Origin of the sequence: Streptomyces sp. NPDC001599, from assembly GCF_042893535.1 — a bacterium.
In the GTDB taxonomy this organism is placed as follows: Bacteria; Actinomycetota; Actinomycetes; order Streptomycetales; family Streptomycetaceae; genus Streptomyces.
In genome coordinates, this window is record NZ_JBIAVA010000024.1 from 55,172 (window position 1) to 66,955 (window position 11,784).

Consider the following 11,784-nt stretch of genomic DNA (forward strand, 5'->3'; position numbering starts at 1 on the left):
GCTCACCCGTCGGCCGCCTACCAGCGGCCCTCGATCTGGTCCTTGACGCGCCGGTCGTAGAGGTCGCCGATCGCGGCCAGGGTGTCCTCGGACAGCTCCGGCAGCCGGGCGGCGTCCGTGTTGGCGCGGGCCTGCTCGGGCGAACGGGCGCCCGGGATCACACTCGTCACGCCGGGCTGCTGGACGATCCAGCGCAGCGCCAGCTGGGCCGGGGTGTACCCCTCGGGCGCGAGCGCGGCGAACTCGGCGGCGGCCTCCACCCCGGTGGCGTAGTCCACGCCGGAGAAGGTCTCGCCCTGGTCGAAGGCCTCGCCGTGCCGGTTGAAGTTCCGGTGGTCGTTGGCCGCGAAGACGGTGTCCTTGGTGTACTTGCCGGTCAGCAGGCCGGACGCCAGCGGCACCCGGGCGATGATGCCGACGCCGGCCTCGCGGGCCGCGGGCAGGACCTCGCGCAGGGGCTTCATCCGGAACGGGTTGAGGATGATCTGGACGCTCGCCACGTTCGGCCGGGCGATCGCGGTCAGCGCCTCCGCGCAGGTCTCGACGCTCACGCCGTACGCGGCGACGCGCTCCTCCTCGACGAGGGTGTCGAGCGCGTCGAACACCTCGTCGCTGGAGTAGACGGGCGTCGGCGGGCAGTGCAGCTGCACCAGGTCGAGGCGGTCGACGCCCAGGTTGCGGCGGGAACGGTCGTTCCACTCCCGGAAGTTGTCCAGGACGTAGTTCTGCGGGATCTGGTCGACCCGGCGGCCCATCTTGGTGGCGACCAGCACGTGCAGGTCGGGCCTGCTCGCCAGGAAGGTGGCGATGGTCTGCTCGCTGCGGCCGTCGCCGTAGACGTCCGCCGTGTCGAAGAAGGTCACCCCCGACTCGGCCGCCGCCTCCAGTACCGCGAGGGCTTCCTTGTCGTCGACGTCTCCCCAGTCGGCGCCCAGTTGCCAGGTGCCGAGGCCGACCACCGACGCGTGCTGATCCGACCTGCCGAAAGTGCGCTCGTCCATGGCGTCAGTCTGTCACCCGCGGTGCGCGGGCACCGCGTCGGGATGCCCGGAGCGGCCCCGCCCGGCTCCGGTGGCGAGCCTGCGTGCCTGGACCGTGCGCGCGATCACGGGCCCCAGCCGGCGCTTGACCCTGCGCAGGGTCTCCAGCCGGCCCGCCGCCCGGTCGATCCGGTAGTACAGCCGGGGCGGGAGGTGCGGCAGCAGCGGCGAGTGCCGCTGGCCGAGCAGGGCGAACATCTGCTCCGGCGGCAGGTGGATGTAGCGGGGCAGGTTCTCGTACCACTGGGCGCTGAGCCGGGCCGCGCTCTGCACCGGCAGCAGGGCCGTCCGGCGTTCGCGTTCGTAGTGGGCGAGGGCGTCCGGGAGGCTGTCCCGCTCGCGCAGGGCGGTGGCCAGGGCCATGGCGTCCTCCAGGGCGAGCGTGGTGCCGGCGCCGATGGAGTAGTGCGTGGTGTGGGCGGCGTCGCCGAGCAGCACGAGGTTGTCCCGGGACCAGGTGCGGTTGGTGAGGGTGCGGAAGACGGGCCAGGCGGCACCGGCCCGGCCGGAGGACCGCGCGGTGAGCGGGTGTCCCTCCAGGACGTCGGCGAAGAGCTTCTCCAGCAGGACGAGCCCCTCGGCCTCGTCCGCGCGGTCCAGGCCGAGGCCGGTCCGGGTCTCGGGCGCGCACTCGACGACGCAGGTACTGCCCTCGGGGCCGTAGCCGTAACCGTACGCCCAGATCCAGCCGTGGTCGGTCTCGACGAAGGCGAAGGTGAAGGCGTCGAAGACCTTGGTGGTGCCGAGCCACACGTAGTGGTCGCGGCCGCCGGTGATCTCGGTGCCGAAGTGGTCGGCGTGGTGGGTGCGCAGGGCGCTGCCCGCCCCGTCGGCCGCGACCACGAGGTCGGCGGCGGGCGGGTTCGCGCCGGTGACCGGGTGCTCGAACTCCAGGCGTACGCCCAGCTCGCGGGCGCGGGCGGCGAGGATCGCGAGGAGCCGGTGGCGGCCGATGCCGAAGCCCTCGTCGCCGTGGTGCCGGGTGGCCAGGTCGCCGACGTGGGCGACGCCGTCCCGCCAGCGCACGGAGTGCTCCTCGACGGCGCGCGCGGAGGCGGGGTCGTGGTCGCGGAGCCGGTCGAGCAGTCCCCGCCAGTAGGTCACTCCCCAGCCATAGGTGGAGCCCTCCGGGTCGCGTTCGTACACGGTGACGTCATGGGTCGGGTCCTGCCGCTTCAGCAGGATCGACAGGTACAGTCCGGCGGGCCCACCGCCGACGCAGGCGACCTTCACACACACCCCTGGTATGCACTCATAACGGTCATTACGGCTATTCGGGACCGCAGAGTAGCAAGGGCGGGGTCGCCGGCCGGTGCCGCGCGGCCGTGCGCGGGCGCGGTTTATCCGGCGACCGCCGTGCGGCACTCCGGGTGGCCCCAGCCCTGGTCGTTCTTGGCGATGGGCTCACCGGCCGCGTACGCGCGGCCGCACAGGCAGCGCCCGGGGAACTTCGCCTTGATGGTGCGGGCCGAGGAGCCGCCGCCGCTCTTGCGGGCCGCGCCGGAGGACCCCCGGCGCGGTGCCTTGCGAGCCGCCGGGACGTCCGGCGCGGGCGGTGGCTCCGGCGAGCCGAGGGCGCTGCCCGCGGCTTCCTGGACGACGGCCGACTGGCTGGCGGCGCGGTCGGCGAAGTCGTTGAGCCGGTCGCCGTCGACCTGGTGCGCGGGCACGTAGCGGAACTCGACCGAACGGCCGTCGAGCAGCTCGTCGATGCGCACCACCAGCTCCTGGTTGGCCACGGGCTTGCCCGCGGCCGTCTTCCAGCCGTTGCGCTTCCAGCCGGGCAGCCAGGTGGTGACGGCCTTCATGGCGTACTGCGAGTCCATGCGGACCTCGAGCGGCACCTCGGGGTCCGTCGATGCCAGCAGCCGCTCCAGCGCCGTGAGTTCGGCGACGTTGTTGGTGGTCCGGCCGAGCGGACCCGCCTCCCAGCGGACGGGGTTCTCCGAGGCGTCGGCGATCACCCAGGCCCAGCCGGCCGGACCCGGGTTCCCCTTCGAAGCCCCGTCGCACGCGGCCACTACACGTTCACGCATGCGCTCGATCATGCCATGGCCCGGCGGGGTGTCCGGACAGGGTTCAGGAGACGTCGGTGACCTTGGGCATCTCCCCTTCGGCGGTCGTGATGTCGATCACCGAGAAGCTCGCGCCCTGCGGGTCGCTGAGCGCCGCGAACCGGCCGAAGGGGGTCGTGACCGGACCGAACCGCAGGACGCCGCCCCGCTCGGTGGCGCGGGTCACGGCGGCGTCGCAGTCGTCGACGGTGAAGTAGACGTTGATGTAGGGCGGGACCTCGGGCGGGAAGTCGTCCGTCATGGCCATGCGGCCCAGGACGGGGTCGTCGCCGAGGTCGAAGAGGCGGAAGTCCACCTGGTCGTCCTGCATCTGCTGGGCCCGGTAGGAGAAGACCGCGGGAAAGAAGGCGTCCGACTTCGCGGGCTCGCGGGTGAAGACCTCGGCCCAGCAGTACGCGCCGGGCACGGCCGTCGCCTCGAAGCCCTCGTGCCGGTCGCCCTGCCAGACGCCGAAGACCACTCCGCCCGGGTCGCGGGCCAGACACATGGTGCCGAAGTCGCCGACCTTCATCGGTTCGAGGAGCAACTCCCCGCCGGCCTCGCGGATCCGGCCGGCGGTCGCCGCCGCGTCGGGCGAGGCGAAGTAGAGGCACCACTGGGACTGGTCCTCGTGACCGGGCGCGGGCGGTACCACGGCGGCCACCGCCTTGCCGTCCGCGTAGCACTGGGTGTAGTTGCCGAACTCCGACGACGTTTCGCCGAAGGTCCAGCCGAGAACGTCGCCGTAGAAGCGCTTGGCTCCCTCGACGTCGGTGAACATCGCGTCGGCCCAGCAAGGGGCCCCTTCGGGTTGCACGGCCATGACTGCCGCCTCCTGTGCGAACGTGCGTGTGAATCGGGGTGGGGATGGGGTCGGTGCGGGTCACTCCCCGGCGTACGCCCGCTCCAGCTCGGCGATGTCGAGCTTGCGCATCGACATCATGGCCTTGTTGGCCCGCGCCACCCTGGCGGGGTCGGGGTCGCGGAACATCTCCTCGAGCCGGCTCGGCACGACCTGCCAGGACACGCCGAACCGGTCCTTGAGCCAGCCGCAGGGCCCGTCCTCGCCGCCGCCCTCGGTGAGCCTGGTCCAGTAGTGGTCGACCTCGTCCTGGTCCTCGCAGGTGATCTGGAAGGAGACCGCCTCGTTGAACTTGAACTGCGGGCCGCCGTTGAGGGCGACGAACCTCTGCCCGTTGGCCGTGAACTCGACGGTGAGCACCGAGCCGGCCGGCTGGGGCGCTCCCTCGGGATAGCGGGCGACGGCGCCGATGCCGGAGTTCTTGAAGACGGAGACGTAGAAGTGGGCGGCGTCCTCGGCCTCGCCGTCGAACCACAGGCACGTGGTGAACCCGTCAGTGCTCATGAGTACCTCCTGGGAGCGGAACACGGTCACCACTGTCGACCGGCACGGGCCGCGGAACTCATCGCTCTGCCGGTGGCGAATCTGCCGCGGGCAGAGAAACCCTCTGCGGGGCCCGCGGCGGGCCGAGAGTGGAGGAATCGCGGCACGTTCGGCCGCGCACCACTCCCACCAGCCCTTCAGGACTGGTTCCGACTCGACAAGGAGCGCCGATGTCTCCACTCTTCACCGGCCCGGCGCCGGCCGCATCCCCCAGGGCCGAGGAGGGCGACACCCCCGCGACCCGGTTCGACGACCGGCTCGCCGAGCAGTTGCTCGACCAGCGGATCGTGCTGCTCGGCACGCAGGTCGACGAGGTCTCCGCGAACCGGGTCTGCGCGCAGCTGCTGATCCTTTCCGCACAGGACCCGCGCACCGACATCAGCCTGTACGTCAACAGTCCCGGCGGCTCCGTGCACGCGGGGCTCGCCATCTACGACACCATGCGGCTGATCCCCAACGACGTCTCGACGCTCGCCATGGGCTTCGCCGCCAGCATGGGGCAGTTCCTGCTGAGCGTCGGCACGGCGGGCAAGCGCTACGCGCTGCCGAACGCGCGGATCATGATGCACCAGCCTTCGGCGGGCATCGGCGGCACCACCGCCGACATCGAGATCCAGGCGGACAACCTGGACTTCACCAAGCGGACCATCGAGCGGATCACCGCCGAGCACACCGGTCAGAGCCCCGAGACCATCTCCCGGGACGGCGACCGCGACCGCTGGTTCACGGCCGAGGAGGCCAGGGAGTACGGAATGGTGGACCGGGTCGTGCAGTCCCTCGCGGATGTGCGCCCGGCCGCCACCAGGCGACGGATGGGGCTGTGACATGGGGAGCTACACGATTCCGAACGTCGTCGAGCGGACCCCGCAGGGCGAACGGTCCTACGACGTGTTCAGCCGGCTGCTGTCGGAGCGGATCATCTTCCTGGGGACCGAGATCGACGACGGCGTGGCCAACGTCGTGATCGCACAGCTCCTGCACCTGGAGTCGTCGGCCCCGGAGAGCGAGATCGCGATCTACATCAACTCTCCCGGCGGCTCGTTCACGTCGCTGATGGCGATCTACGACACGATGACCTTCGTACAGGCGCCGATCTCGACGTTCTGTGTCGGGCAGGCGGCGTCCACGGCGGCCGTGCTGCTGGCGGGCGGGGACCCCGGGCGGCGGTTCGTGCTGGAGCACGCGCGGGTCCTGCTGGGGCAGCCGGCCAGCGGCGGCCGGCAGGGCACGGTGTCCGACCTGGCGCTCCAGGCCAAGGAAATGGTGCGCATCCGCTCCCAGGTGGAGGAGGTGCTGGCCCGCCACACGCACCACGACGCCGGGACACTGCGCGCGGACATGGACCGCGACAAGGTGTTCACCGCACAGGAGGCGGTGGCCTACGGGCTGGCCGACGAGGTGCTCGCCCGGCGCCTGGCGAGGGTCTGAGCCGCCGGGCCGGCGTCCCCGCGGTGCGGGGGCGCCGGCCCGTACGCGTCCTCAGGCGGCCAGGCACATCCCGTCGAACCGCGCGCCGGACGTCCCCCGGCCGGCTCCCGCGCCGGTGTGCCGGGAGGTGAGCCGGATCAGCTCGCCCTGCGCGCGGGCCAGCAGGTCGCCCAGGCCAAGGCCGAGGGCGCCCGCGGCGGCGGCCAGTACTTCGGAGGACGCCTCCTTGCGGCCGCGCTCCACCTCCGAGAGGTAGGGCATGGAGATCCGGGCGGACTCGGCGACCTCCTTCAGCGTGCGCTCCTGCTCCAGGCGTTCACGCCGCAGGACGTCTCCGACGAGGTCGCGCCACAGGGGCTCTCGCACGGTGGGCGGCCTTCGCTCCGGGGGAACCGGTGAGGCGGCGGGCCGCGCCTCCGGGCGCGTGGCCTGCGGGCGCAGCGGAATGACGCGGGCTTCGTTCGGCACGTGGCTGGTCACCTCCTCAGCCTAGGGTTCCGGCCGCGCCTGGGAAGGGCGCGGCGTTCCGCCCTCAGGAGAATCCGCGGCGCTCGCCGGAGCGGCCCGGATGCCGTGGACCGTCGGCGGGACTACGCTTGTTGGGAATGGAAGGCATGCGCCGTCGCGACCCGGGTACCCGCAAGCGCGAAAAGCCTAGGGAGAGCCGTGACTTTCGTGGGAGAGGCAATGCAGACCGCCGTGGTCCGTCCGCAAGCGCAGGTTGTCGAGAAGACCGCCGGGAGCGAAACGGGTGAGGGATCACCGCGGGACGTCGTGGACCCCCGCAGCGTGGCACCGCGCGACGCGCGCCAGCTGTCCCGCCAGTTCTTCCGGCGTCTGACGGAACTCGAAGAGGGCACGGCCGAGTACCAGTTCGCGCGCAACACGCTGATCGAGATGAACATGTCGCTCGTGCGGTTCGCCGCGGGCCGCTTCCGCGGTCGCGGGGACGACATGGAGGACATCGTCCAGACCGGCATGATCGGTCTGATCAAGGCCATCGACCGCTTCGAGCTGTCGCGCGAGGTCGAGTTCACGTCCTTCGCCCTGCCCTACATCGTCGGCGAGATCAAGCGCTTCTTCAGGGACACCACCTGGGCGGTGCACGTCCCGCGCCGGCTCCAGGAGCTGCGTGTGGAGCTGGCCAGGGCCCGCGAGGAGCTCTCCACCCGCCTGGACCGCGAGCCCACGGTCGCCGAACTCGCCACGCTGATGAACATCGGCGAGGACCAGGTGATCGAGGGCCAGATCGCGTCCAACGGCTACAACTCCTCCTCGCTGGACGCCGCGCTGACCGGTGACGGACCCGAGCACGGCGAGTCGGTGCTGGCCGACTTCATCGGGGTGGAGGAGGACGGGCTGCGGCTCGTCGAGGACTTCCACTCGCTGGCCCCGCTGATGGCCGAGCTGAGCGAGCGCGACCGGCAGATCATCCACCTGCGGTTCGTGGAGGAGGCCACCCAGGCGGAGATCGGCGAACGGCTCGGCTGCTCGCAGATGCACGTGTCCCGACTGATCAAGCGGATCATCACCCGGCTGCGCGAGGGCATGCTGGGCGAGCTCGGCTGCGCCTGAGTCCAAGCCCCGCGGTGGCGACGGTGCCCTTCACCCGTCGGTGAGGGGCACCACCGCGCGTACCCGCTTGCCGACCGGGACGAGTTCGACGACGACCGTCTCCACCAGGGCGTGCACGATCTCCAGGCCGTGGCCGCCGACGCGCTCGGGATCCCTGGCGAAGCGCTCCGGCACCGCGCCGCTGCTGTCGTAGACGGTCACCGCCACCGAGCTGCCCGTGCCCTCCAGCTCCAGGATGTACGGCCCTCTGCTGTGCCGGTCCGCGTTGGTGACCAGCTCGCTCACCACGAGGAGCACCGCCCCGTCGGCGCGGGGGCCGATGGTGGCGCACCACTCGGTCCTCAGCTGGTCGAGGAAGAGCGAGGCGAAGGAGCGCGCCTGCGCTATGCATCCCGGCTCGCCGGAGTAGTGTGCCGCCCGCCTCAGCGGTTCAACGGGTACGTCGAAACCAGTCGGTATCACTGCCCCGTCCAGGTACTCGGTCATGCGTTTCTCTCTCGGAAGCCGGACTGGCCGGACGCTGCTGCACCTGTCCTCGTACCCCGAGCCGCGCGTCGCAGTCCATGTCTCTTCGCAGTGCGGGCATCGTCACAGTGGTCCGGGGAACCCGTGGGGTCGAGAAGGTGTGCGATCGGGACGGGGGAAGGGTGTGCGATGGACGAACTGATGGCCGCGCGAAGCCTCACCACCCGGCCGGTGGTCACCCTCGGCGGCGATGCCGTCGCCCATGTGAAGGACACCGTATGCGACGCCGCCGCGGAGCGGATCACCGGTTTCACCCTGACGGGACGGGGCCTGCTGTCCGGTCCGCTCAAGGAGGGCCTGCCGTGGTCGGCCGTGTACGCGCTGGGCCATGACGCGGTCATGATCCGGGACCGGCGGGGCCTGGTGAACGCGGCGGCGATGACGGCGCACCAGCAGAACCTCCGGGCCCGGTTGCGGGGGGCGAGGGTGCTGACCGAGGCGGGGGCGGAGATCGGCACGGTGCTCGACGTCGTGGTGGAGGGCGGCACCGGCGGCCGGGTGGTCGGCTTCCGGGTGGCGGCGAGCCGGCGGTTCGTGCCGGGCCCCACCCGGCACCGGCGCCGGGTGTACGTGCCGCGCGGCCGGACGCTCACCGTCACCGGCCGGGCCCTGGTGCTTCCCGACGGCGTGGTCCGGCACGTCGCGGACGACCTGCCCGGCTTCACCGCCCTGGTCGGCGGTGTGCCCGGCCCGTGGCAGGGGTCGCTGCCGTGATGCTGTTCACCGAGGTGTGCGGGCTGCCGGTGGTACCGCAGGAGGGCACCGCGCCGCTCGGCACCGTGACGTCCCTGGACGTCGACGTCGTCTCCGGCTCCGTCAGCCATGTCCGGTGGCGCGGGGGCCGGTTCCGGAGGGAGTCGGTGCTGCCCTGGGACGCCGTGCACACCGTCGGACCTGGCGCGGTGCGGGTACGGTCCGCCGCCCTCGAAGCGATGCCGCCCCACCAGGACCACGAGCTGCTGGGCCGCCGGATCCTCACCGAGACGGGTACCGAGCGGGGCACGGTGCTGGACGTCGCGTTCGACACCCTGAGCGCCCGCCTCCTCGCGCTCTTCACCACCCGCGGCGAGCTGCCGCCCGACCGTCTGCTGGGTCTCGGCGACTACGCCCTGGTCGTGCGGGCGGTCTGAACGCCGCCCGGTCCGGGGCGTGAGCCGGGCCCGCCGTCCGACGCGTACGGCCCTGTCGGCGGGCGTGCCCGGCAGGGGCTGCTTAGCGTGGCAGCGTGAGTCCGCAAACCCCCGCAGTACCTCCCCTACCCCCCGGGCCTCCCGGATCCCCCGGGCCTCCGGGGTCTCCCGGATCCCCCGGCCGGGCCGTCGCCCGGCACGGCTGGGCGCAGGCCCTGGGTACGGTGCTGGCCGGGCTGGTCGCCATGGGGGGCGTGGCGGCGCTCGGGCTGTGGGCGGCCGGTGCCGCGGACCTGCCCGACCGCGCCTTTCCCCGGGTCGTCGTGGCGACCGTCGTCACCTCCGTGGGCGGTGCGGTCGAGATGTCCGGCGACGCGGGTGAGCTGGCGGCCACCGACGCGGGTCTGACCGTGATGCCGCTGTCCGTCACCCTGACCGGTGCACTGGTGATCGCCCGGGGCTTCCTGCGGCCGCTGCGCCACCGGGCCGTCGCCGGTGCGCCGGAACTGGCCGGCTGGGCGGGGCGGATCGCGGTCCTGTGGCTGCTCGCCCTCCTCGGGGCGGGGTTCGCGGCCCGGCAGACGTTCGAGGTCTCCCTCGGCGAAGGTCTGCTGAGTGACCTCGGCGACCTGTTCGGTGTGCGTCCGACGGTCGGTTTCACCACGGACGTGCCGCTGACCGTCCTCTTCGGTCTGCTGTGGCTGGCGGGGGTGCTCGTCCTCGCCCTGCTGGTCTCGCACCGGGCGCCGCTGCCCGGGCGGCTGCTGCGGCTGCGGACGTCGGTGCGGCCGGCCGCGTACGCGATGGTCGCGCTGCTGCTGGCGTACGTGGTGGTCGGCGTCGTCGTCGCGCTGGTCGTCGCCGCGACGCGGGACCGTCCTGCGGACACCTTCGCCGTGCTGCTGCTCGGGCTGCCGAACCTGGCCTGGCCCGCGCTCACGATCGGCCTCGGCGCCACCTGGAACGGGCGGGTGGAGGGGCCGTTCGGGCTGCCGATGCCCCGGGTGCTCGACGAGGTGCTGCGCACTCCGGACGTCTCGACCGTGAACGTGGGCACGCTCGCCGAGCGCGACGGGCGGATGTGGTGGCTCCTGGTCGCCGCGGCGGTCCTGGTCCTGTCGGCCGGTTTCCTCATGGCGTCCCGCTGTCCGGCCCGGCTGCCCGCCTGGCTGCACGCCGTGCGCCTGGCCGTCGCCCTGGCGCTCACCGTCCTCATGATCGGCCTGGTCGGCCGGGTCTCCGCCCACTACGGGCTGTCGGTGCTCGGCATCGGCGACCTGGGCGGCGGACTGGCCGGGCAGGTGTTCCTGCGGCCGCGTCTGTGGGGTGCGGTGGGTCTCGCGCTGCTGTGGGGGCTGGTCGCCGGGTTCCTGGGCGCGTTGCTCGCACGGCGGGTGGGCGGACGGCCTCGCCGGGTCCGGGTCTGACGGGTCCGGCTCTGACGGGTCCGGCTCTGACGGGTGCCGGTCCACGGTCTGGGGTTCAGGCGACCGGGACGACCAGGGGCGGCGCGGCCCGCTGCATCCGCAGCGCGTCCACGGACTCGGCCATCAGTTCGTACTCGGTGGTCTCGTCACTGGTCGCGAGGCGCACCAGATTCCCCGCGGCCAACTCGTCGGCGACCAGCTCCTGCTGTACGTCGTCGGCGCACCAGGCGCGCAGCCTGAGCGGTACGTCGGGCGCGTCGTCGGCGACGGGAGTCAGGGCGCCGCGCGGTAAGTGGGGGGTGTCGGGCTGCGGGTCCAGCCGCTCGGCGATCCACATCGCCCGGTCGCGCAGCCACCACAGGGCGAGCGCGAGGGTGGGCGCCCGGTAGGTGCCCAGGGGGACGCCGATGCGCCGGCCGTCACAGACACCGTAGGCGGTGACATGGCACAGGAACTCGTCGTGCACTGCTACCCTCCCCCGTCACTCAGCCCGCCTGCCGGTCCGGCATGACGTCCGTGCGGCTCGTGTGCTGTGCGTGAGGGCGCTGTCGCATGGTGTGAAAGGCCCTAGTGGTGAGTATGTTCACTACTGAACCACTGTCACCATGAATTTCCGGCCAGTCTCCTGGCATATTCGCGGCGCCTCTTGGCCGAAATGCCGCGCCGCCTCCGCGCCGGGTGCCATGACCCCGGGGGTAATCGACGGTGCCGCCGGGCGCGGGCAGGGTGGTCGTACCGGGTCACCGAGACCGGGGACCGGTCCCTGACCAGCACACCCACCTCATTGGAGGCTGATCGCCATGTCCGCACCCACCCGCCGTTACGAGGACGCCGTCGCCCGCTACTTCGAGGCCTGGAACGCGGGCCCGGACGCGGTGGCCAAAGCGGTCGCCGCGGCCTGGACGGAGGACGGCGGCTACACCGACCCCCTGGCCGACGTGCGCGGACACGAGCAGATCGCCGCCGTGATCGTGGCGGCGCACGAGCAGTTCCCCGGCTTCTCCTTCCGGTTGTCGGGCGCCGTCGACGGGCACCACGACACGGCGCGCTTCTCCTGGGAGCTGGTGAGCGACGCCGAGCACGGCCGGGCGCCGGTGGCCGGGTTCGACGTGATCACCCTGGACGGCGAGGACCGCATCCGCTCGGTCCTCGGCTTCCTGGACCGGGTGCCCGCGGGGGCGTGAGCACCGGGGACGCACA

General features: G+C 72.4%; 15 protein-coding genes. 7 read left to right on the forward strand and 8 right to left on the reverse strand.

Going from position 1 to position 11,784, the window contains the following annotated elements; genetic code table 11:
- Positions 1-17 precede the first annotated feature (17 nt).
- The 5 genes from ACFYZ3_RS36260 to ACFYZ3_RS36280 all read right to left on the reverse strand — a co-directional run bounded on the left by ACFYZ3_RS36260 (position 18) and on the right by ACFYZ3_RS36280 (position 4,460).
- On the reverse strand, positions 18-1,001 hold the full coding sequence (locus ACFYZ3_RS36260) for an aldo/keto reductase (protein ID WP_388527042.1): 984 nt from the start codon (positions 999-1,001) through the stop codon (positions 18-20).
- A gap of 12 nt (positions 1,002-1,013) precedes the next feature.
- A complete protein-coding gene (locus ACFYZ3_RS36265) occupies positions 1,014-2,273 on the reverse strand; it encodes an FAD-dependent monooxygenase (RefSeq protein ID WP_388527045.1) in 1,260 nt (419 codons plus the stop codon).
- 107 nt (positions 2,274-2,380) lie between these two features.
- Positions 2,381-3,088, reverse strand: coding sequence for a ribonuclease H (locus tag ACFYZ3_RS36270; RefSeq protein ID WP_388527048.1), 708 nt, complete (start codon positions 3,086-3,088; stop codon positions 2,381-2,383).
- 31 nt (positions 3,089-3,119) lie between these two features.
- Positions 3,120-3,917: a VOC family protein gene (locus ACFYZ3_RS36275; protein ID WP_388527051.1), complete on the reverse strand. Its 798-nt coding sequence runs from the start codon at positions 3,915-3,917 to the stop codon at positions 3,120-3,122.
- Positions 3,918-3,977: 60 nt separating this feature from the next.
- Positions 3,978-4,460 carry a VOC family protein gene (locus ACFYZ3_RS36280; protein WP_388527054.1) on the reverse strand — a complete coding sequence of 161 codons (483 nt, stop codon included), beginning with the start codon at positions 4,458-4,460 and terminating at the stop codon, positions 3,978-3,980.
- Between the two features lie 209 nt (positions 4,461-4,669).
- Here ACFYZ3_RS36280 and ACFYZ3_RS36285 point away from each other — a divergent pair, with 209 nt between their 5' ends.
- Positions 4,670-5,323: an ATP-dependent Clp protease proteolytic subunit gene (locus ACFYZ3_RS36285; RefSeq protein WP_388527057.1), complete on the forward strand. Its 654-nt coding sequence runs from the start codon at positions 4,670-4,672 to the stop codon at positions 5,321-5,323.
- A 1-nt stretch (position 5,324) separates the two neighbouring features.
- A complete protein-coding gene (locus ACFYZ3_RS36290; RefSeq protein WP_361014637.1) occupies positions 5,325-5,927 on the forward strand; it encodes an ATP-dependent Clp protease proteolytic subunit in 603 nt (200 codons plus the stop codon).
- Between the two features lie 51 nt (positions 5,928-5,978).
- Here ACFYZ3_RS36290 and ACFYZ3_RS36295 read toward each other — a convergent pair whose 3' ends face one another.
- Positions 5,979-6,407 (reverse strand): helix-turn-helix domain-containing protein, encoded by a 429-nt coding sequence (locus ACFYZ3_RS36295; RefSeq protein WP_388527061.1) that lies wholly within the window; start codon positions 6,405-6,407, stop codon positions 5,979-5,981.
- 207 nt (positions 6,408-6,614) lie between these two features.
- On the opposite strand from ACFYZ3_RS36295, the gene ACFYZ3_RS36300 reads away from it, so the two are divergent.
- Positions 6,615-7,502, forward strand: a complete 888-nt coding sequence (locus ACFYZ3_RS36300; RefSeq protein WP_388527141.1) for an RNA polymerase sigma factor SigF — start codon at positions 6,615-6,617, stop codon at positions 7,500-7,502.
- 30 nt (positions 7,503-7,532) lie between these two features.
- Here ACFYZ3_RS36300 and ACFYZ3_RS36305 read toward each other — a convergent pair whose 3' ends face one another.
- A complete protein-coding gene (locus tag ACFYZ3_RS36305; protein WP_388527064.1) occupies positions 7,533-7,988 on the reverse strand; it encodes an ATP-binding protein in 456 nt (151 codons plus the stop codon).
- A gap of 168 nt (positions 7,989-8,156) precedes the next feature.
- On the opposite strand from ACFYZ3_RS36305, the gene ACFYZ3_RS36310 reads away from it, so the two are divergent.
- The 3 genes from ACFYZ3_RS36310 (at position 8,157) to ACFYZ3_RS36320 (ending at position 10,584) form a co-directional block, all read left to right on the forward strand.
- Entirely contained in the window at positions 8,157-8,741 is a 585-nt protein-coding gene (locus ACFYZ3_RS36310; RefSeq protein ID WP_388527067.1) for a PRC-barrel domain-containing protein, read from the forward strand.
- Complete coding sequence (locus ACFYZ3_RS36315) at positions 8,738-9,157, forward strand: hypothetical protein (RefSeq protein ID WP_388527144.1); 420 nt, start codon at positions 8,738-8,740, stop codon at positions 9,155-9,157. Before ACFYZ3_RS36310 ends, ACFYZ3_RS36315 begins: the two co-directional genes overlap by 4 nt.
- 224 nt (positions 9,158-9,381) lie before the next feature.
- The gene (locus ACFYZ3_RS36320) at positions 9,382-10,584 is read left to right on the forward strand and encodes a streptophobe family protein (protein WP_388527070.1); all 1,203 of its coding nucleotides are present in this window, start codon (positions 9,382-9,384) and stop codon (positions 10,582-10,584) included.
- Positions 10,585-10,639: 55 nt separating this feature from the next.
- Here ACFYZ3_RS36320 and ACFYZ3_RS36325 read toward each other — a convergent pair whose 3' ends face one another.
- On the reverse strand, positions 10,640-11,050 hold the full coding sequence (locus ACFYZ3_RS36325; protein ID WP_003971870.1) for a hypothetical protein: 411 nt from the start codon (positions 11,048-11,050) through the stop codon (positions 10,640-10,642).
- Between the two features lie 334 nt (positions 11,051-11,384).
- Between ACFYZ3_RS36325 and ACFYZ3_RS36330 the strand changes: the two genes are divergently transcribed.
- Complete coding sequence (locus tag ACFYZ3_RS36330; protein ID WP_388527073.1) at positions 11,385-11,768, forward strand: nuclear transport factor 2 family protein; 384 nt, start codon at positions 11,385-11,387, stop codon at positions 11,766-11,768.
- Positions 11,769-11,784: the final 16 nt, after the last annotated feature.